The sequence below is a fragment of the Pseudomonas sp. OV546 genome, from assembly GCF_900116845.1.
In the GTDB taxonomy this organism is placed as follows: Bacteria; Pseudomonadota; Gammaproteobacteria; order Pseudomonadales; family Pseudomonadaceae; genus Aquipseudomonas; species Aquipseudomonas petroselini.
Window position 1 is genome coordinate 17,065 of the sequence record NZ_FPCE01000020.1, and the last position, 18,510, is coordinate 35,574.

At 63.7% G+C, this 18,510-nt stretch carries 19 protein-coding genes; 13 read left to right on the forward strand and 6 right to left on the reverse strand.

All coding sequences use genetic code 11. From position 1 onward, the window contains the following. Nucleotides 1–4: 4 nt before the first annotated feature. Together BM403_RS29145 and BM403_RS29150 are read right to left on the reverse strand one after the other, a co-directional pair. Nucleotides 5–1,396 (reverse strand): alginate export family protein, encoded by a 1,392-nt coding sequence (locus tag BM403_RS29145; protein ID WP_093546570.1) that lies wholly within the window; start codon nt 1,394–1,396, stop codon nt 5–7. Continuing rightward, entirely contained in the window at nt 1,393–2,289 is an 897-nt protein-coding gene (locus tag BM403_RS29150) for a glyoxalase (RefSeq protein ID WP_093546573.1), read from the reverse strand. The genes BM403_RS29145 and BM403_RS29150 overlap by 4 nt, the downstream gene beginning before the upstream one ends. 146 nt (nt 2,290–2,435) lie before the next feature. On the opposite strand from BM403_RS29150, the gene BM403_RS29155 reads away from it, so the two are divergent. Further along, nucleotides 2,436–3,503 (forward strand): NAD(P)-dependent alcohol dehydrogenase, encoded by a 1,068-nt coding sequence (locus tag BM403_RS29155; protein WP_012723632.1) that lies wholly within the window; start codon nt 2,436–2,438, stop codon nt 3,501–3,503. Nucleotides 3,504–3,668: 165 nt separating this feature from the next. On the opposite strand, the gene BM403_RS29160 is transcribed toward BM403_RS29155, so the two are convergent. After that, nucleotides 3,669–3,968, reverse strand: coding sequence for a hypothetical protein (locus tag BM403_RS29160; RefSeq protein WP_012723633.1), 300 nt, complete (start codon nt 3,966–3,968; stop codon nt 3,669–3,671). A 202-nt stretch (nt 3,969–4,170) separates the two neighbouring features. Here BM403_RS29160 and BM403_RS29165 point away from each other — a divergent pair, with 202 nt between their 5' ends. Genes BM403_RS29165 through BM403_RS29175 form a run of 3 tightly spaced genes read left to right on the forward strand, consistent with a single transcriptional unit; the run spans nt 4,171 to nt 6,336 of the window. After that, nucleotides 4,171–4,830 (forward strand): secretin and TonB N-terminal domain-containing protein, encoded by a 660-nt coding sequence (locus tag BM403_RS29165; protein WP_256577232.1) that lies wholly within the window; start codon nt 4,171–4,173, stop codon nt 4,828–4,830. Beyond that, entirely contained in the window at nt 4,827–5,372 is a 546-nt protein-coding gene (locus tag BM403_RS29170) for an RNA polymerase sigma factor (RefSeq protein WP_046036215.1), read from the forward strand. Before BM403_RS29165 ends, BM403_RS29170 begins: the two co-directional genes overlap by 4 nt. A 37-nt stretch (nt 5,373–5,409) precedes the next feature. Continuing rightward, complete coding sequence (locus BM403_RS29175; protein ID WP_012723636.1) at nt 5,410–6,336, forward strand: FecR family protein; 927 nt, start codon at nt 5,410–5,412, stop codon at nt 6,334–6,336. A 1-nt stretch (nt 6,337) separates the two neighbouring features. Here the strand turns inward: BM403_RS29175 and BM403_RS29180 are convergent, their stop codons facing one another. Together BM403_RS29180 and gspH are read right to left on the reverse strand one after the other, a co-directional pair. Then, the gene (locus BM403_RS29180; RefSeq protein ID WP_046036214.1) at nt 6,338–6,934 is read right to left on the reverse strand and encodes a prepilin-type N-terminal cleavage/methylation domain-containing protein; all 597 of its coding nucleotides are present in this window, start codon (nt 6,932–6,934) and stop codon (nt 6,338–6,340) included. Continuing rightward, entirely contained in the window at nt 6,931–7,383 is a 453-nt protein-coding gene (gene gspH, locus BM403_RS29185; protein ID WP_012723638.1) for a type II secretion system minor pseudopilin GspH, read from the reverse strand. The genes BM403_RS29180 and gspH overlap by 4 nt, the downstream gene beginning before the upstream one ends. Before the next feature lie 93 nt (nt 7,384–7,476). Here gspH and BM403_RS29190 point away from each other — a divergent pair, with 93 nt between their 5' ends. Then, on the forward strand, nt 7,477–7,908 hold the full coding sequence (locus BM403_RS29190; protein WP_093546575.1) for a type II secretion system protein N: 432 nt from the start codon (nt 7,477–7,479) through the stop codon (nt 7,906–7,908). Here the strand turns inward: BM403_RS29190 and gspI are convergent. Further along, nucleotides 7,895–8,260: a type II secretion system minor pseudopilin GspI gene (gspI, locus tag BM403_RS29195; protein WP_012723640.1), complete on the reverse strand. Its 366-nt coding sequence runs from the start codon at nt 8,258–8,260 to the stop codon at nt 7,895–7,897. The two genes, BM403_RS29190 and gspI, sit on opposite strands and share 14 nt — an antisense overlap. A gap of 147 nt (nt 8,261–8,407) precedes the next feature. On the opposite strand from gspI, the gene gspG reads away from it, so the two are divergent. The 8 genes from gspG (at nt 8,408) to BM403_RS29235 (ending at nt 18,332) form a co-directional block, all read left to right on the forward strand. After that, the gene (gene gspG / locus BM403_RS29200; protein ID WP_053140795.1) at nt 8,408–8,857 is read left to right on the forward strand and encodes a type II secretion system major pseudopilin GspG; all 450 of its coding nucleotides are present in this window, start codon (nt 8,408–8,410) and stop codon (nt 8,855–8,857) included. 8 nt (nt 8,858–8,865) lie between these two features. Next, on the forward strand, nt 8,866–9,735 hold the full coding sequence (gspK, locus tag BM403_RS29205) for a type II secretion system minor pseudopilin GspK (protein ID WP_175538119.1): 870 nt from the start codon (nt 8,866–8,868) through the stop codon (nt 9,733–9,735). Beyond that, on the forward strand, nt 9,732–10,793 hold the full coding sequence (gene gspL / locus BM403_RS29210; RefSeq protein ID WP_093546581.1) for a type II secretion system protein GspL: 1,062 nt from the start codon (nt 9,732–9,734) through the stop codon (nt 10,791–10,793). The genes gspK and gspL overlap by 4 nt, the downstream gene beginning before the upstream one ends. Continuing rightward, nucleotides 10,786–11,298 carry a type II secretion system protein GspM gene (gene gspM, locus BM403_RS29215; protein ID WP_012723644.1) on the forward strand — a complete coding sequence of 171 codons (513 nt, stop codon included), beginning with the start codon at nt 10,786–10,788 and terminating at the stop codon, nt 11,296–11,298. Before gspL ends, gspM begins: the two co-directional genes overlap by 8 nt. Continuing rightward, nucleotides 11,295–13,598: a type II secretion system secretin GspD gene (gene gspD, locus BM403_RS29220; protein WP_093546584.1), complete on the forward strand. Its 2,304-nt coding sequence runs from the start codon at nt 11,295–11,297 to the stop codon at nt 13,596–13,598. The genes gspM and gspD overlap by 4 nt, the downstream gene beginning before the upstream one ends. 424 nt (nt 13,599–14,022) lie before the next feature. Further along, a complete protein-coding gene (gspE, locus tag BM403_RS29225; RefSeq protein WP_012723646.1) occupies nt 14,023–15,441 on the forward strand; it encodes a type II secretion system ATPase GspE in 1,419 nt (472 codons plus the stop codon). Next, nucleotides 15,441–16,652 carry a type II secretion system inner membrane protein GspF gene (gene gspF / locus BM403_RS29230; RefSeq protein ID WP_093546588.1) on the forward strand — a complete coding sequence of 404 codons (1,212 nt, stop codon included), beginning with the start codon at nt 15,441–15,443 and terminating at the stop codon, nt 16,650–16,652. Before gspE ends, gspF begins: the two co-directional genes overlap by 1 nt. Nucleotides 16,653–17,147: 495 nt before the next feature. After that, the gene (locus tag BM403_RS29235) at nt 17,148–18,332 is read left to right on the forward strand and encodes a substrate-binding domain-containing protein (RefSeq protein WP_012723648.1); all 1,185 of its coding nucleotides are present in this window, start codon (nt 17,148–17,150) and stop codon (nt 18,330–18,332) included. Nucleotides 18,333–18,510 lie beyond the last annotated feature (178 nt).

Sequence of the window (18,510 nt, forward strand, 5' to 3'; positions counted from 1 at the left end):
GGGGCTACCAGCTGAATTTCAGCTCGACGCCCAGGTAATTGCTGTCATCACCGCCGGCATCGCGCAGGGTTCGGCCGACCGCGTAATGCACGGCTTCGACGGCGCCGGTGAGGTTCGGCGTAAACACATAGTCGGTACGCAGCTGACCGTAGGCGCCCGTCCAACGTTCACCTTGGCCGGCGGTTCCGGCGACGGGCAGGTTTGGTTGGGTATAAACCGCATCATGGGTGGTTTGTCGCCACAGTAGGCCGATGGCGGTTTGCACGCTGAGCTTGTCGATCGGCTTGACGGTGATCGACGGCTTGACGTGAATCAAGTTGCTGTAGCCGGTGTAGCCCGCGAGGGAAAAGTAATAGCCGTTGGGGAACAGCGGGTTGAACGTGCCGAGGGTGCCGTCCCCGGTTTTACGGTCGCCCGAGGCGATGTCCAGTTGCAGGCCCAGGCGCGGTGTCCAGGCCAGGCTGTCGAAGGTGTAGCCGGTGCGGCTGCCACCGGCCCAGGCGCGGATATCCTTGCTGCCCACCGAGCCGCTTTGCAGCATCGCTTCGACGTCCCAGTCAAACCCCATGGCCGCGCCGCCCAGACGAGCGTCGAACAGGTGGCGGGTCTCGTCGCCGTCCGCGTCGAGGTAATGCGCCGCGCTGCGTTCATACACGCCGTAGTAGGCCGACAGTTCGTTCTTGCCGCCCACCAGCCGCTCCACGCGCAGCATGTGGAAGCGCGCATCGCTGTTGGATTTGTCGTCGAAGTGCCGCCCGTCCTGGTACTGCACCGGCTGGCTGGCAATCCCGATAAAACGCCAGTTGGACGTCTCCCAGTCGGCCCACAGCGCATCGAAGGACTGCCGCACATTCGGGCCGTCCCGCGACGAGATGAAACGCTGCAAATCGAAGGCGAAATCCTGGCGCCCGACGCGGGCCTTCAGCGTGCCGCTGCTGAAGGTATTCACGTATTCGGCAAAGGCCAGGCGCAGGTCGACACGGTTCTGGTCGGCGCCGCCAATCGTGGTTTTGTCGTAGGCGCGCACGTCTTCGAGTTGGGTGAATACCCGCCAGTTTTCGTTCAGGTGCAGGTCGGCATGCACCTGGAAACGCTGGATCAGGTAGCGGTCACGCTTCACGTCGCGCACGCCGAAACCACTGGCGTCGTTCATCTCGAAGCGCTCGCGCAACGTCGCACCGAGGGACAGGTAGGTCAACGGGTCGACACTCGACAACGGGATGTACTTCAAGGTGTCCAGCGGCTGCGTGCGCAGCGCCGGGTTCTGCAGCACCGACCAGTCTTCCTGCCAGCGGTTGGCCTTGATGGCCGGGCGTGTCGCTTGCTCATCGGCGTGGACGCTGCCGGCGAGCAGCGGCCACAGCACGGCCAGGCCCCAGCCTGTGCGACGCGTCATTTTGCTGCGTTGAGTTGATGAATCTCCGCGACATAGCCGCCGGGGAATTCCACCAGTGCACTGCGACGGCCTTTACTCTCAAAGGCCGGCACCACCACGGTGGCGCCGGAACCGGTGGCTTTGCCCAGCGTGCCCGTCAGGTCAGCCACTTGATAGCCGGTGGTCTCATGGCCGAACGGGTAGGGCAGTTGGCCGTTGGTGACCAGTACCGCCATGCGCCCGAACGGCGACTCGATGTCGACACGTCGATAGCTGCCGTTGGCTTGACCGATGTCCACGCCCGGCGCGTGTTTGTCATCGGCCAGGACTTTGCCGTGGGAGAAGCCGAGGAACGCCTTGATAAAGCGGTCGGCACGGTCGGCGCTGAGGTACACGCGGTTTTCCGGCACGGTCTGGAACGCTGCGTAATCCGGGGTCTTGGTGTGCCAGTAGAATTGCATGTTCACACCGCCTGGCCACTGCACCACCGCGTCACGGCCGATCGGGTCGGGGAAGTCGCTGACGATCACCGCCGCGCCGTTTTCCCGCGCGGCCTTGAGGGCGACGTCCATGTCCTTGACCAGGTAACCGTTGCGCTCCTGGCCGAACGGGTGCGGGATCGGCGTGGTGAAACCAAACAGCGACACCGTGCCCGCCGGCGTCTGCAGCAATTGCGAGGTGGTGCTGCTGGGCACCGGCAGCACATTCACCACCACCTGGGCGGTGCTTTTACCGCCGAAGGTGGCCAGGAAACTCTGGGCGAAACGGTCGACATCGGCCGGCGCCACATAGACGTGGCTGGTGTCGTATTGCGGGGCCACGGCCACGCTCGGGGTTGCCGCGAAGGCATTGCCCATCATTGCGCTCGCCAGCAGCGTCAATGCCACAGATACCTTGATTGCTTTGCTACGCATGCCCACTCTCCAGCACTTCTACGCGATTGAAGCCGTGAGGTTAGGGGCACAGAGGCGAAGGAAATTGTACAGACGTGCTCGGTTGAACGGTTCAGCATCTATGCTGGTCCACTGACTTCTACCGTCAGATCACACAGGTGAACGAAATGGCCAAGACTTACAGCTACGCCGCCCAGAACGCCAAGGATGCCCTCAAACCCTTCACCTTCGAGCGCCGCGCGCCGGGGGCGGATGACGTACAGATCGACATTCTCTATTGCGGCGTGTGCCACTCCGACCTGCACACCGCGCGCAACGAGTGGAAGAACACCCTTTACCCCTCCGTGCCGGGCCATGAAATTGTCGGCCGCGTGACGGCGGTCGGGGGCAATGTGACGACCTTCAAGGTCGGCGACCTGGCCGGTGTCGGCTGCATGGTCGACAGCTGCCAGCACTGCGCGTCGTGCGCCGAAGGCGAGGAGCAATACTGCGAGAGCGGCTTTACCGGCACCTACAACGGTCCGGTTTTCGGGGGTGAAAACACCTTTGGCGGCTACTCGGACAGCATCGTGGTCAAGGAGAAGTTCGTGCTGCGCATCTCCCACGACGATTCCAACCTGGCCGCTGTCGCGCCGTTGCTGTGCGCGGGCATCACCACCTACTCGCCGCTGCATCACTGGAAGGTCGGCCCCGGCAAGAAGGTCGGTGTGGTGGGCCTCGGTGGGCTGGGGCATATGGCGGTGAAGATCGCCCACGCCATGGGCGCGCACGTCACGTTGTTCACCACCTCGCCGAACAAGCGCGAAGACGGCCTGCGCCTGGGCGCCGACCAAGTGGTGGTGTCGAAGAACCCGGACGAAATGGCCAAGGTCGCCAACAGCCTGGACTTCATCCTCAACACCGTCGCCGCGCCGCACGACCTCGACGCCTTTCTCAACCTGCTCAAGCGCGACGGCACCATGACCCTGGTCGGCGCCCCCGACAGCCCGCACCCGTCGCCGACCGTGTTCAACCTGATCTTCAAGCGCCGCAGCCTGGCCGGTTCGCTGATCGGTGGGATCCAGGAGACCCAGGACATGCTGGACTTCTGCGCCAAGCACGGGATTGTCTCCGACATCGAGATGATCGATATCCAGGGCATCAACGAGGCCTATGAGCGCATGCTCAAGGGCGATGTGAAGTATCGGTTCGTGATCGACATGGACAGCTTGAAAAAGGAAAGCCACGCGGCTTGAAACGCACGCTATAAACCCCTGTAGAACCCCGTGGGAGGGGGCTTGCTCCCGATAGCGGTGTTCCGGTCAGAACGTCTGTGACTGACCCACCGCCATCGGGAGCAAGCCCCCTCCCACAATTTTATGGGCGCACTGCAGATCGAGAGAGGCTATCTGCCTGACGGCTTAGGGCCGCTGCGGTTTCACCGACGTACCGAAGGTGTTGCCCATACGCACACTGGTCGCCGCCGGAGTGGCTAAACCCACTTTATTGGGCAGGCGCTTTTCGACGGCGATGTGCTGCGCCTCGCGGTTTTTTTGCGTCGCTGTTGTCGCATTCGTTTCACTGCCCATCTGTTGGCTGAGGCAGCCATAGTCAGGCGCCTTGTAGCCATCCACCGTGACCTCTGCGCAAGTGTCGGCATGGGCGATCAAGGGCAGGGCAGTGCACAGCAACAGGCTGGCAAGGGACGCTAACACTTTCATCGGAGCCTCCTGGCGGGCCCGCAGGAGTGGGCCAGTAAGGCTTGAGAGTCTAGTGCAGCTGGCTGCTCGTCACCGTGATGTTTTTTTTGCTATCACCGTAACATCAGGTTCATAAACTGGCCTCAGGATGACGGTTTTCTAGGGCGCGTCGGCCGTGCAGCGATGCAGAGCAGGGGGTGGACAGGGGGGCTGGCGGCGCGCCGTGTGCGCCCTGGTCTTGCTGTTGCTGCTGCTCGGTGGTCGCGCCGCGCAGGCCGAGGCTCCGCTGCTGTCGTTGAACCTTGCGGCGCAAGACCTGGAACACGCACTGCAAGCGTATAGCCGCGCCACCGGGATGGCCGTGCTGGTGGACCGCGAGTTGACGCGGGGCCGGCGCTCCATCGCGGTGCGCGGGCGCTTTACGGCGCAAGAAGCACTGGCAATGTTGCTGACAGGGAGTGGCCTGATGGCACGTTATGCACGCAGCGATGCATTTACCTTGCAGCTGCCCGATGTCAGCCCGCCACCCCCGACCCAGGGGGCGGCGGCACGGCATACAGCGCGGATCAACACCAGCTATGCGACGGCATTGCAGCACGCCATCGAGACCAGCCTGTGCCGTTCGCCGCTGACCCGGCCCGGCGGTTTTCGTGCGCTGGTGCAAGTATGGGTCAACCCGGACGGGGTGATTGCACACAGCCGGTTGGTCAGCTCCACCGGCGACGAACAACGCGATGAAGCACTGGTACGCAGCCTGGCGACAACACGGGTCGAACGCCCCGCACCCAGCTCACTGCGCCAACCCGTGACTTTACTTTTGATGCCTGACACCACAGGAACGCGCATGGAATGCACAGTAGCGAAAGGAGCCTCGGGCGGATGAAAAACTCCGGGCACAGCACCATGGTCAGCTTGTTCCTGGCCTCCTACGAAGACTTCAAGGTGCGTTTGCGCAAGCGCCTGGGCTCGGAGGACCTGGCCAACGACGTGCTGCACGAAACCTACCTGCGGGTCGACCGCATGGAGGTGCCGCCAAACCTGCAACAGCCCAATGCCTACCTGTACCGCATGGCCTTGAACATCGCCGCCGACCGCCGCCAGGCCGACGCGCGCTTGCTCACCGGCAGCGAGGTCGAAGAATTGTTGCAAAGCGCCGACGAAGCCCAGGACCCCTCGCGTGTGGTAGGCGGCCAGAAAGAAATCCAATCCCTGGTCAAAGCCCTTTACGAGTTGCCGGCACGCCGCCGCAAAATCCTGATCGCCGCCCGCCTGGAAGAGGCGCCGCACCTGGAAATTTCCCAGCGTTTCGGCATCTCCACGCGCATGGTCGAGAAAGAAATCAAGGCCGCCCTGGGCCATTGTGCCAAGCGGCTGGAAAGAAAAGTGATTCAGCGGTTCGGTCCCGGTGCCGGAAAACCGTCTTAGTGTCGAGTCCCTGATAAATCCGTGAGTACGTGCGCGCTTGAATATTTTTAGCTTCTCCACCGCCCGGCAGTCCGCCGCCAGCCCCCTGCACGATGAAGCCCGCGACTGGCTGGTCCTGCTGACCTCGGGCCGCGCCACCGTGGCCGATGCCAAGGCCCTCAAGGCGTGGTGCGCGCAGAGCCCCGCGCATGCCCAAGCATTCGAGCAGGCCAAGACGCTGTGGCAGCAAGTGGCACCGGCGCTCGATCATGTGTCGCAACCGCGCAGCTTTGGCCGGCGTGCCTTCCTTGGCGGTGCGCTCGCCGCTTCGGCGGCCGTGGTGATGGTGCGCGTCGGCGTACCGGGCGGTTTTGCCGGGCTCACGGCTGACTATCGCACCGCCGTCGGCGAGCAGCGCCAAGTGGTGTTGAGCGAGGGGGTTAGCCTGGAACTCAATACCCAGACCCGCATCAGCCGGGTCGGGCAGGGCATTGAATTGCTCGAAGGTGAAGTCGAGGTGTTCGCCCACGTTGCCCAACCGCTCAAGGTCCAGGCCGGCGAGGGCTGGGTGAGTGCGGCGCAGGCGCGGTTCAATGTGCGCAACACCGACCATAACGTGTGTATCACCTGTATCCAGGGTTCGCTCTCGGTGGATATCGCCGGGCGCAGTGTGCGCCTGGACCAAGGCCGACAATTGACCTACGGCGCCGCCGGAATCAGCGACGTGACAAGCGTGGACACCCAGGCGGTGCTGGCCTGGCGCGAACAGGTGCTGGTGTTCAACAACGCCACGCTGGCGACGGTGGTGGATGAGATCAACCGGTATCGGCCGGGGATGCTGGTGTTGCTGAATAAACAACTGGGCCAGCGCCGGGTGCAGGCGCGGTTCAGTTTGCAGCAGCTGGCGGGCGTGGCGTTGTTGATCCGGGATGCCTATGGGGCCAAGTGCACGGAGTTGCCGGGTGGGGTGGTGTTGTTGAGCTGACTCACTTCAACGGCCCCACCACCTGCCTATACGTTTCCACCCCCTGCGGCGTCTGCCGTACCAGGCTGATTTCCAATCCCAACGGATCCTCGCGCCGATTCCCGCTTAACTGCCGCCAGCCCTTATCCGGCTCCCACACTCGCACCTGCAGGTCACTCACGCCGGTCAACACCACCAGCCCATCCTTCGCCGCCGGCAACGGGTAGCGGTCACGTGTCGGCGCGGCGGCCCGATACAGGGCGTCGCCCTTGAGCCACCAGCGCACCCGTTGCAGGCCATCGCCTGCCACCGGGGCGCTGCGGATCACGTCGAGACGGAAGCCTTTGCTGTCGGAACTGCGCACCGTGATTGCGGCCAAGCCTGTGTCTTGCGGCGCGTCTGGGGCTGTCAGTTCAACACTGGCCCGCAGGCTGATATCCCGCTGCATCTGGTTCAACGCTCTCAGCAACACCTCGGTTTGCTCGGTACTCGCCTGCAAGTGCTGATCCGCACGGGTGACGCTGTCCAGCCCGCGCCAGGCGATCAGGCTGACCACCGCCATGAGCATGATCGCCACCATCACTTCGATCAGGGTGAAGCCGTGCTGGGATCGGTTCATGGCTGGCTCACCACGCGCATCAAGCCGGCGGCGTCGCGTTGCAGGCTGAGGCTGTGTTGCCCGTCGGACAGCACCACGCGCAGCGGTGGGTTGATCCATTCGGCATTAAGCACCAGGGTTTGCCGGGGTTCGATGTTGATTTGCATCGGTGTGCTTTCCCATAGGCGCGGGCGCAGTTGGCTGTCGCCCTGGAAGGATTCCACGCTCGCGCCATCATCGCTGCGGCGGTTGAAGCGAAAGCCCTTGGCGTCGGCGCGCCAGGTGATGGGGCGGCCGTCGGCGTGGGCTTCGGCCTGGGCGACTTGCAGCAGTTGGCTCAGGCGTTCGGCGTCCTTGCGCAGCAGGTGCAGCGGGTCGGGTTTGATCGTGAGGCTGATGGCGGCGCTGGCGATGCCGATGATCACCAGCACCACCATCAGCTCGATCAGGGTGAAGCCTTGCTGTTTCATCGCGTACTTCCTGGAACACTGGGGAGTGTGTGAAATAAAAGCGTGCGAATTGACCTGTAGGCTGGTGCGACGGACAAACAGGAGGTCCTCCCCATGACATTTGCCCCTCGTATCACCCTGGCCCACGGCGTGCAGGCGCTGGGCGTATTGGCCGCCTTGGCGGGCGTGGCGGTATGGACGCCGCTGCTGCTCACCCGCGCCGAATCCCACACCCCGCAAGCCACGCCCCAGGCGTTGGCGGCGCGCAGCGATAACCCGGCGCTGCAATGGTTTTCGAATGCGCCGACGGCGCTCCAGGTCAAAGTCACAGGCGTGCTCGCAGGTGCCCGTGGTGCGGTGGCGATCCTCAGTCTGAATGACGGCCCGCCGCGCAGCTTTCTGTTGGGTGAGCGGCTCAGCCCCGGCGTGCGGCTGACGGCCATCGAAGGCGACGGTGTGGAGATCGAACGCGGTGGCGAGAAGCTGCGCGTCAACCTCGAAAAGCTGCCGCAGGGCCCCGCGCTGCCGCTGCTCACTCGGCCATGACCTGGGTGTCCAGGCGCGCCAGGGGCGGCGCTTCGCGGCTGGCGTCGAGCACCTGCAGGTTGACCTGAAACAGGCGGCCATCGGCGTTGATGGTCTGCTCGCAACGCAGCTTCAAGCGGCCTTGGTCACACACGAAGGTGCGCTTGCCGCTGCGCAAGTGTCCTTCCAGGCGCAGTTCCGCCAGGCGACTCTGCGCCGCCAGCAACGCGATCGACTTGTCCCGCAGCAAGCCGTTGCTTTGGGTCATCAGCCCGGCCACGCGCACCGCGGCGGCCATGGCCACGGCGATAATCGCCAGCGCCACCAGCACTTCGATCAGGGTAAAACCTTGCGCGTTGCGACGGCCGTACATGGCGCTCTCAAAGCCGGGAAACAGGTCCGCAGACTAGCGCCGGCAGTTGACCGATTGGCGACCGAAACTCCCGAGGATTTTCAATACGACTGACATGTGTTCTTGCAACACTGCGCCACCAATGAACTCCAGCCAAGGAATGTCGAGATGGATATCGCGCGCCTAACGTCCCCATTGCCAGGCCCTCGCGGCCAGCGTGGCTTCACGTTGATCGAGATCATGGTGGTCGTGGTCATCCTCGGGATCCTGGCGGCGATGGTGGTGCCCAAGGTGCTCGATCGGCCGGACCAGGCACGGGCCACGGCGGCCAAGCAGGACATCGGCGGTTTGATGCAGGCGTTGAAACTCTATCGCCTGGACCACGGCACTTACCCGAGCATGAACCAGGGCTTGAAAGTGCTGGTGGAACGGCCGGCGGATGCGAAGAACAGTAATTGGCGCGCCTACCTGGAACGCTTACCCAACGACCCCTGGGGCCACCCTTATCACTACCTCAACCCGGGCGCCAACGGTGAGGTCGATGTGTTCTCCCTCGGTGCCGACGGCCAACCGGATGGCGATGGCGTCAATGCCGATATCGGCTCCTGGCAGTTGTAAGGCCCGTCATGAAAGGGTATTCGCCCCCAGCGGCGAAGCAGCGCGGCATGGCGATTATCAGCGCCTTGCTGATCGCGGCGGTGGTGGCGGTTCTGGCCGGCGCCATGCTCACACGCCAGACCGTGTTCACCCGCAGCCTGGAGGCCGAGCAACTGCGCATCCAGGGCCAGTGGCTGTTGCAAGGCGGCCTGGAACGCAGCAGGCAGATGCTCTGGGACGCGCGCCAAAAGGAGGTGCTGACGCGCCTTGATCAATCCTGGGCCCGTGCCCAAGGCGGCGCGTTCGAGGGGCGGATTGAGGACGAGCAAGGCAAGTTCAACCTGCGCAATTTGGTCAATCGCCAGCAGGTGGACAGCGAGCAGTTGCAGAGTTTCGAGCGGCTGTGCCAGTTGATCGGCGTCGACCCGGTGGTGAGTCGCCGCGTCAGCCAGCGAGTGATCGCCTCTTATCTCCCCCCGGTCAAATACCCGATGCTGCGCAGCCTGGATGACTTGAGTGGCCTCGAAGGCCTCGACCCCCTCGTGTTGCAGCGCATGCAGGCGTACATCAGCGTGTTGCCTGGGCCTACTTGGGTCAACGGCAACACTGCCAGCGCCGAAGTGCTCAGCGCGGTGGTGCCGCAGCTCAGCCTGTCCCAGGCCCATGGGCTGGTGGCTGAGCGTGACAGCGGGCAGTGGTTTATCAACCGTGGAGACTTCGTCAACCGCCTGCATTTACCCCAGGTGGTGATGGATTCGGTGCAGGTCGGCATTACCAGTGAGTGGTTTCGCCTGCAGGGCCAGGCCCGGCGTGAGCAGCGCCGGGTCACGATCGACGCGTTGCTGCATCGGCCCGAAGACCGTCAGCCACGAGTGATCTGGTCGCGGGTGGGCGTATGAAACGCTTGCGCATCGGCTTGCCGCCGCTGGATCAATTGACCGCTGAAAGCCAGGTCAGGTTTGCCTGGCTGGAGCGTGGCGTGGTCGTTGAAGAGGGCTATGAACACCTTGCGCAGTTGGGTAAGTCCCGCCAGGCAGTGGACTGCTTCCTGCACCCCCAGGACAGTCTGCTGACCCGCCTGGATCTGCCGCCATTACCGGCGGCGAAAACCGCTGCCGCCGTGGCCTGTGCCGCCCAGGCGCTGATACTCGGCCCGGTGGACCAGATGCAGGTGGCCCACGGCCCGCGTGACAGCGATGGGGGCGTGCAGGTGGCCTGGGTGCCCAAGGCCGGGTTGGCGCGGCTGGCGCAACTGCCACTCAAGCTGCGCGGCCTGTACCCGGCGCCCTATGCCTTGCCGGTGGGCGCGGCGGCGTTGGACGAAGGCTATCTGTTGACGCGTGACAGCCTGCAACAAGGCGCGGTGCACCCGTTGGGGTTGCAGGCGCTGGATGTGCCGCTGGTGGAGGCCACGCAGCGTTGGAGCGGGCCGGTGCCGGCTTGGGGATTGCACGGTCGCCTCAACCAACCCTCGACCGGCGGATGGGGCAGGGCGCTGGCCTGTGTGGCGCTGGCCACGGCCATCTGGACCGTCGGCCTCAACCTCTACGCGGCCCGCCAGGTGGAGGAAGGCCAGCGACTCAAGGCATCGATGAGCCAGCAGGTGCGCCAGGCCTTTCCCGAATTGCCGGTGGTGCTCAACCCGTTGCAACAGGCGCGTCAACAATTGGCCGCCCGCCAGACCGGCGCGGCGGCCGACCCAGGGCAACGCTTCGCCAGCCTGGTGCAACTGGCGGGTAATAACCTGCCCTTCATGGTGGGCAGCGTCGACAACCTGAGCTTTGAGCAGGGGCGCCTGCACGTTGAATTACTCGCCGACAGTCGCAACCCAAAGGCCGAAGGTGAATGGCAGGCAGCGTTGGCCCAGGCCGGTTTTACCGCCAGCCGCGATGAGCATGGCTGGACCCTTGCCCCGGCGCAGGCCGCAGAACAACCCGCAGGGGCCGGTGATGAATAAAGTCCAGCGACTGCGCAGCCAGGCCCAGGTGTTCTGGAACGGCCTGGCCCTGCGCGAAAAGCGCCTGCTCGGTGGGGCCGGCCTGGTCCTGGCGAGCCTGCTGACCTGGCTCGTACTGGTGCAGCCCGCGCTGAAGAAGATCGATTACTGGCAGGCCGAAACCCCCAAGCTGCGCGCCCAGGCCGAAGCCTTGCAAGTGCTGTTGCAGGATGTCGCCGCGCCCAGGCCGGGCGACGACACCGCACTGCGCCAAGCCCTGGATGGCGCCGGTCTGCAAGGCCATTACCAATTGCAGGCACTGGAATCCGGCGGTTGGCGCCTGACCTTCGACAACGCCCCGGCGGATGCGGTGGTGGGCTGGCTGTTGGGCAATGCCCGTTCGTTTTCCCTGGAGGTGTCTGAGGCGCGTTTGCAGCGCGCCCTCGATACCGTCGATAACTCGGCCGGCACTGTGTCCGGGACCGTTCGCATGGATCAGGCGCTTGGCGCTAAGGAAGCTTCATGAAGTGGTCAGTCCCCTCTTTTCGTAGGGTCGCGCCTTTGCTGGTGCTGGCGTTGAGTGCGTGCAGCAACCCGTCAACCACGCCGTTGCTGGTGGACAGCGAACTCGGTCAACCGTTGGCGAACACCCAGCGCAGCGGCGAGAACGTGTTGGACCGCCAGCGCGACCTCGCATCCAAGCCGCCCGTACAGCACCGCGTGACCAACAGCGCCCGTGGCCACGCCCCGGCGGCCGTGAAGGCGCGCAACCCGCTGGGTGACCAGCCGGTGCAGCTCAATTTTGTCGATGCGGACATCCAGGCGGTGGTCCGCGCACTGTCCCGCGCCACCGGCCAGCAGTTCCTGGTGGACCCGCGTGTAAAGGGCAACCTCACCCTGGTCAGCGAAGGCCAGGTGCCGGCGCACCAGGCCTACGACATGCTGTTGGCGGCGCTGCGCATGCAGGGCTTCAGCGTGGTCGATGTGGGCGGTGTCGCCCAGGTCGTGCCCGAAGCCGATGCCAAGTTGCTCGGCGGGCCGATCTACAGCGCCGGTAGCAGCGGCATGCAGACCCGCACCTTTCGCCTGCAATATGAAAACGCGGTGAACCTGATCCCGGTGCTGCGCCCCATCGTGTCGCCGAACAACCCGATCAATGCCTACCCCGGCAACAACAGCATCGTCATCACCGACTACGCGGAAAACCTTGCGCGGGTGGCGCAGATCATCAGCGGCATCGACACCCCCAGCGCCATCGACACCGACGTGGTGATGGTCCAGAACGGCATCGCCGTGGACATCGCCGCCATGGTCTCGGAGCTGCTGGAAACCCAGGGTGCCGACCAGACCCAAAAGATCAACGTGATCGGCGACCCACGCTCCAACTCGATCATCATCCGTTCCGGCAGCCCGGAACGCACGGAACTGGCGCGCAACCTGATCTACAAGCTCGACAACGCGCAGAGCAACCCCAGCAATATGCACGTGGTGTACCTGCGCAACGCCCAGGCGAGCAAGTTGGCCCAGTCGCTGCGCGGATTGCTCACTGGGGAAAGCGATTCCGGCGTCAGCGACGACGCGCGTGGCAAGCTCAGCGCCATGGGCGGTAACGGCAAGGACACCCAAGGCACCAGCAACGCGCAAAACAGCAGCGGCACGCCGACCGGCAGTGGTGTGCAGTCGGGGTATGGGCAAACCACCGGTTCGACTCCCAGCACCAGCGGCACCTCCACTGAGAACCAGGACACCGCGTTCAGCGCCGGCGGCGTGACCATCCAGGCGGACGCCACCACTAACACCCTGCTGATTTCCGCGCCGGACCCGCTGTACCGCAACCTGCGCGAAGTGATCGACATGCTCGACCAACGCCGCGCCCAGGTGGTGATCGAAAGCCTGATCGTGGAAGTCGGCGAAGACGATGCCACCGAATTCGGCGTGCAATGGCAGGCCGGCAACCTCGCCGGCAAGGGCGGTTTTGGCGGGGTCAACCTGGGCGGTAGCGGCGTGAACAGCACGCCGACCAGCAAGACCAGCATCGACGTGTTGCCCAAGGGCCTGAACGTGGGGCTGGTCAACGGCACGGTGGATATTCCCGGTATCGGCAAGGTACTCGACCTCAAAGTCTTGGCCCGGGCGCTGAAGAGCAAGGGCGGCACCAACGTGCTGTCGACGCCGAACCTGCTGACCCTGGACAACGAAGCGGCGAGCATTTTCGTCGGCCAGACCATTCCGTTTGTCACCGGCAGCTATGTGACCGGTGGCGGGGGGACCAGCAACAACCCGTTCCAGACGGTGCAGCGTGAAGAAGTGGGGCTCAAGCTGAATGTGCGGCCGCAGATTTCCGAAGGGGGCACGGTGAAGCTGGATATCTACCAGGAGGTCAGCACCGTGGATACACGGGCGTCGGTGGACGCGGGCACGGTGACCAACAAGCGGGCGATCGATACCAGTATTTTGTTGGATGACGGGCAGATCATGGTGCTCGGCGGGTTGCTGCAGGATGGGTATAGCCAGAGTAATGATGCGGTGCCGTGGTTGTCGGATATTCCGGGGTTGGGGGCGTTGTTTCGTAATGAGAAGCGCAGTGTGAACAAGACCAACCTGATGGTGTTTTTGCGGCCGTATATTATTCGGGACAGTGGGGCGGGGCGCAGTATTACCTTGAACCGGTATGAATTTATGCGCAGGGCGCAGGGGGGGCTGCAGCCGGAACATAGTTGGGCGATGCCGGATGTGCAGGCGCCGCAGTTGCCTTCGGTGGAGAAGGCGATTCCTGGGGGGCAGCAGCAGGGGCCTAGGGCTGTGATTCGGGCGGTGCCTAAGTGAGCGTACCTATCCGTTGCTGCGGTAACGGCCGCTTAGGGTTCGGCTCTTACAGCGGGTCACTTTTGGCAAACGCCCCAAAAGTAACCAAAAGGTCTTCGCCCCACCACTCGGCACCTCGCCTGGGCTCGGTGTGCCCTCACTCCGGCCAGCGTGGTTTTACGGGGCGCCGAAGATCAAGAGCAAGATCAAAAGCGGCTCGCTACGCATCGTGGGTACGCTGTTTTGTCGGCGTCGGATTGCCGGCGAAAAACGGGCGGGCATTGCCTTCTGTCTGGTGTTTTATGAGTTCAAATGAAGATCCAAATGTGGGAGGGGGCTTGCCCCCGATAGCGGTGGTTCAGTTTCAAATGGGTTGGCTGACACACCGCCATCGGGGGCAAGCCCCCTCCCACATTGGCACTGTGTATTCCTGCAGGAGATGGGTATGAGCCTGCTCCCCTACGCCTGGGCCAAATCCCAACGCATCCTCCTGCGCCCCGGCGAGAACGGCATGCTGCTGACCGTCTGCCCCTCAACCCCCGGCTGGTCGATCAGCGAGGTGCAGCGCCAGTTCGGTCAGTCGCAGGTTGAGCAGATACGCGATGACGAACTCGACGGCCTCCTGGCCAGCGCCTACGCCGACACCGGCAGCGCCGCCGCCGTGGTGGGCGCCGCCGAAAACGAGGTCGACCTCGACCGCCTCATGCAAGACATGCCCGAAATCACCGACCTGCTCGACACCCAGGACGGCGCCCCGGTGATCCGCATGATCAACGCGTTGCTCACCCAGGCCGCCCGCGACGAGGCCAGCGACATCCACATCGAACCCTACGAAACTCACTCCGTGGTGCGCTACCGCGTCGACGGCACCCTGCGGGACGTGGTCTCACCCCGCAAGGCCTTGCATGGCGCGCTGGTGTCGCGGATCAAGATCATGGCCCAGCTCGATATCGCCGAAAAACGCCTGCCCCAGGATGGGCGTATTGCACTGCGTGTGGCCGGGCGGCCCATCGACATTCGGGTGTCGACCGTGCCCACCGGGCATGGCGAACGAGTCGTCATGCGGCTGCTGGACAAACAAGCCGGGCGCTTGCAGCTGGAAACCCTGGGCATGGAGGCGCAGTTGCTGGCGCGCCTGGATACGTTGATCCGCCAGCCCCACGGCATCGTACTGGTCACCGGCCCTACCGGCAGCGGCAAGACCACCAGTCTGTACGCCGCCTTGGCACGGCTGGACGCGAGCACCAGCAATATCCTCACCGTGGAAGACCCGGTGGAATACGACCTGCCGGGCATCAGCCAGATCCAGGTCAACGCCAAGATCGACATGACCTTCGGCCTGGCCCTGCGCGCGATCCTGCGCCAGGACCCCGACATCATCATGATCGGTGAGATCCGTGACCTGGAGACCGCACAAATCGCCGTGCAGGCTTCGCTCACCGGTCACCTGGTGCTGGCGACCTTGCACACCAACGATGCGGTGTCGGCGGTCAATCGCTTGATCGATATGGGCGTTGAACCGTTTCTGTTGGCTTCGTCATTGCTCGGCGTGTTGGCCCAGCGCCTGGTGCGCCGCCTGTGCCCGCACTGCAAGCAGGAGGACCCTGCGGCGCCCGGCACCTGGCGCCCGGTGGGCTGTGCGCAGTGCAACCAGATCGGCTACAGCGGGCGTACCGGTATCCATGAATTGTTTTGCGTCGACGACGATGTGCGCAGCCTGATCCACCAGGGCGCCAACGAGCAGGACTTGCGCCTGGCCGCACGCCGCGCCGGGATGTTCAGCATGCGTGAAGACGGCGAACGCTGGGTGCGCAGCGGTGCCACCGCGCCCGAAGAAATCCTGCGCGTGACACGGGACGCCTGATGAATCGCTATCGCTACGAGGCCGCCGATGCCAGCGGCAAAGTCGAGGCCGGGCATGTGGAGGCCGACAGCCAGAGTGCGGCCTTCGCCAGTTTGCGCAGCCGGGGTTTGACCGCGTTGCTGGTGCAGATCGAAGGCGGCCAGCCAGCGGCGGCGGGCAGCAGCCTGTTCACTGCCAAACTCTCAGACAATGATTTGGCCTGGGCCACGCGGCAACTGGCGAGCCTGCTGGGCGCCAGCCTGCCGTTGGAGGCGGCGTTAAGCGCCACGGTGGAGCAGGCCGAGAAAAAACACATCGCCCAGACCCTCGCCGGTGTGCGCGCCGATGTGCGTGGCGGCATGCGCCTGGCGGAGGCGTTGGCGGCGCGGCCACGGGATTTTCCGTCGATCTACCGCGCGCTGATCGCGGCGGGGGAGGAGTCCGGCGACCTGGCCCAGGTGATGGAACGCCTGGCTGACTACATCGAGGAGCGCAACAACCTGCGCGGCAAGATCCTCACCGCGTTTATTTACCCCGGTGTAGTGGGACTGGTGTCCATCGGCATTGTGATTTTCCTGTTGAGCTACGTGGTGCCCCAGGTGGTCAGCGCGTTTTCCCAGGCGCGCCAGGACCTGCCCGGGCTGACCCTGGCGATGCTCAACGCCAGCGACTTCATTCGCGCCTGGGGTTGGCTGTGTTTCGGCGGGATCGTCGGCGGTTTCTGGAGTTGGCGCCTGTATTTGCGCAACCCGGTGGCGCGTTTGAATTGGCATAGCCGCGTCTTGCGCCTGCCGCTGATTGGGCGTTTTGTGCTGGGCCTGAACACCGCGCGGTTTGCCTCGACCCTGGCGATTCTCGGCGGGGCCGGCGTGCCGCTGTTGCGTGCCCTGGAAGCGGCGCGGCAGACCCTGTCCAATGACCGCCTGAGCCAGTGCGTCAACGACGCCACCGCCAAAGTGCGCGAAGGCGTCAACCTGGCCCCGGCACTGGCGGTAGAAAAGGTGTTCCCGCCGGTGCTGATCCACCTGATCGCCAGCGGCGAAAAAACCGGCTCGCTGCCCCCCATGCTCGAGCGCGCGGCGCAGACGCTGTCGCGGGACATCGAACGCCGCGCCATGGGCATGACCGCGTTGCTGGAGCCGCTGATGATCGTGGTGATGGGTGCCGTGGTGCTGGTGATCGTCATGGCGGTGTTGTTGCCGATCATCGAGATCAACCAACTGGTCACCTGAATACACGCGGTCAAAAAAGTGTGGGAGCTGGCTTGCCTGCGATGGCCATAGGTATCTAAACAACTTTCAAAGACTGAAAAGTTTCCCTACAAAGGGGTGTAGATACCTATGGCCATCGCAGGCAAGCCAGCTCCCACATTTGGATCAGGTTTCTTCAGTTGCGTTTTCCGGTACTTGATGCCGCCACGTCCAACCTCGGGTTCCTCATTCCGTCACATCTCGTCCCCCTACGAGGCCTCCAGGCCCGCAGGCTGAAACCTCGCTGTCACTTCCCTCCAAACCGCTCAAAACCATGACTAAAACACCCGAGAATCTTTTTAAAAATCAAGCCCTTCCTCCCGAGGTTTTTTCCTTTTGCTGTCATCGGAAGCTGCGAAATTTCCTACCCATGGCCTCACCCCTCGCCACCCCCGCAAACCGGCTTGGGACCGAAGCCATGGCGTCATGCAAGAGCCATCTACCCCAACGTACAAACACGACGAAAGGAGATTCTTCATGTTTAAGCGCAACGTTCTCGCGGTATCCATGACCCTCGCTGCACTGTGCTCGGCACAGGCTGCAATGGCTGACATCAACGGCGGTGGTGCCACCCTGCCACAAGCGCTGTACCAGACCTCCGGCGTGTTGACTGCCGGTTTCGCCCAGTACATTGGTGTCGGCAGCGGTAACGGCAAGGCAGCCTTCCTGAACAACGACTACACCAAGTTCCAGGCTGGCGTGACGAACAAGAACGTGCACTGGGCGGGCAGCGACTCCAAGCTGAGCGCCACTGAGTTGTCGACTTACGCTTCTGCCAAGCAACCGACCTGGGGCAAGTTGATCCAGGTGCCATCGGTGGGGACTTCGGTTGCCATTCCTTTCAATAAAAGCGGTTCCGCCGCTGTAGACCTGAGCGTTCAAGAGTTGTGCGGCGTGTTCTCGGGCCGTATCAATACCTGGGACGGTATTTCCGGTTCTGGCCGTACCGGTCCGATCGTTGTGGTTTATCGCAGCGAAAGCAGTGGTACCACTGAGCTGTTCACCCGTTTCCTCAATGCCAAGTGCAACGCAGAAACAGGCAACTTCGCCGTCACCACCACCTTCGGCACCAGCTTCTCCGGTGGCTTGCCTGCCGGCGCCGTTGCTGCTACTGGCAGCCAAGGTGTAATGACTGCCCTGGCCGCCGGCGATGGCCGCATCACCTACATGAGCCCTGACTTCGCCGCCCCTACATTGGCCGGTCTGGACGACGCTACCAAAGTGGCTCGCGTGGGCAAAAACGTCGCCACTAACACCCAGGGCGTTTCGCCTGCCGCCGCCAACGTGTCTGCCGCTATCGGCGCAGTACCGGTACCGGCTGCCGCTGATCGTTCCAACCCGGACGCCTGGGTTCCAGTCTTCGGTCCGGACAACACCGCCGGTGTACAGCCTTACCCAACCTCGGGCTACCCGATCCTGGGCTTTACCAACCTGATCTTCAGCCAGTGCTACGCCGACGCGACCCAGACCACCCAAGTGCGTGATTTCTTCACCAAGCACTACGGCGCCTCCAACAACAACGATGCAGCCATCACCGCCAACGCTTTCGTTCCACTGCCAACCGCTTGGAAAGCCACCGTTCGCGCCAGTTTCCTGACCGCGAGCAACGCCCTGAGCATCGGCAACACCAACGTCTGCAACGGTATCGGTCGTCCGCTGTAACCCACGCTTTCAACGACCTGCACCCCCTGATCAGCAACGGCCCGTGCCGTTGCTGATTTTTGCGTTTGTGCGGTTTTTCGACCCGTTACCAGCCCTCTATGAACTTTGCATGACAGAAGTTCAGTCGCGCCCCTCGCCAACCGCCTAACCCTCATACGTGAGCCTGTCTTGCTCCCTG

Excerpts from the sequence above, each read along its gene's own strand:
- gspK (WP_175538119.1), top strand. The coding sequence starts at position 8,866 with ATGAAAGGGTATTCGCCCCCAGCGGCGAAGCAGCGCGGCATGGCGATT.
- BM403_RS29150 (WP_093546573.1), bottom strand. The coding sequence starts at position 2,289 with ATGCGTAGCAAAGCAATCAAGGTATCTGTGGCATTGACGCTGCTGGCG.
- BM403_RS29190 (WP_093546575.1), top strand. The coding sequence starts at position 7,477 with ATGACATTTGCCCCTCGTATCACCCTGGCCCACGGCGTGCAGGCGCTG.
- gspI (WP_012723640.1), bottom strand. The coding sequence starts at position 8,260 with ATGTACGGCCGTCGCAACGCGCAAGGTTTTACCCTGATCGAAGTGCTG.
- gspL (WP_093546581.1), top strand. The coding sequence starts at position 9,732 with ATGAAACGCTTGCGCATCGGCTTGCCGCCGCTGGATCAATTGACCGCT.
- BM403_RS29180 (WP_046036214.1), bottom strand. The coding sequence starts at position 6,934 with ATGAACCGATCCCAGCACGGCTTCACCCTGATCGAAGTGATGGTGGCG.
- gspH (WP_012723638.1), bottom strand. The coding sequence starts at position 7,383 with ATGAAACAGCAAGGCTTCACCCTGATCGAGCTGATGGTGGTGCTGGTG.
- BM403_RS29235 (WP_012723648.1), top strand. The coding sequence starts at position 17,148 with ATGTTTAAGCGCAACGTTCTCGCGGTATCCATGACCCTCGCTGCACTG.
- gspG (WP_053140795.1), top strand. The coding sequence starts at position 8,408 with ATGGATATCGCGCGCCTAACGTCCCCATTGCCAGGCCCTCGCGGCCAG.
- BM403_RS29155 (WP_012723632.1), top strand. The coding sequence starts at position 2,436 with ATGGCCAAGACTTACAGCTACGCCGCCCAGAACGCCAAGGATGCCCTC.
- gspD (WP_093546584.1), top strand. The coding sequence starts at position 11,295 with ATGAAGTGGTCAGTCCCCTCTTTTCGTAGGGTCGCGCCTTTGCTGGTG.
- BM403_RS29145 (WP_093546570.1), bottom strand. The coding sequence starts at position 1,396 with ATGACGCGTCGCACAGGCTGGGGCCTGGCCGTGCTGTGGCCGCTGCTC.
- gspM (WP_012723644.1), top strand. The coding sequence starts at position 10,786 with ATGAATAAAGTCCAGCGACTGCGCAGCCAGGCCCAGGTGTTCTGGAAC.
- gspF (WP_093546588.1), top strand. The coding sequence starts at position 15,441 with ATGAATCGCTATCGCTACGAGGCCGCCGATGCCAGCGGCAAAGTCGAG.
- BM403_RS29170 (WP_046036215.1), top strand. The coding sequence starts at position 4,827 with ATGAAAAACTCCGGGCACAGCACCATGGTCAGCTTGTTCCTGGCCTCC.
- gspE (WP_012723646.1), top strand. The coding sequence starts at position 14,023 with ATGAGCCTGCTCCCCTACGCCTGGGCCAAATCCCAACGCATCCTCCTG.
- BM403_RS29160 (WP_012723633.1), bottom strand. The coding sequence starts at position 3,968 with ATGAAAGTGTTAGCGTCCCTTGCCAGCCTGTTGCTGTGCACTGCCCTG.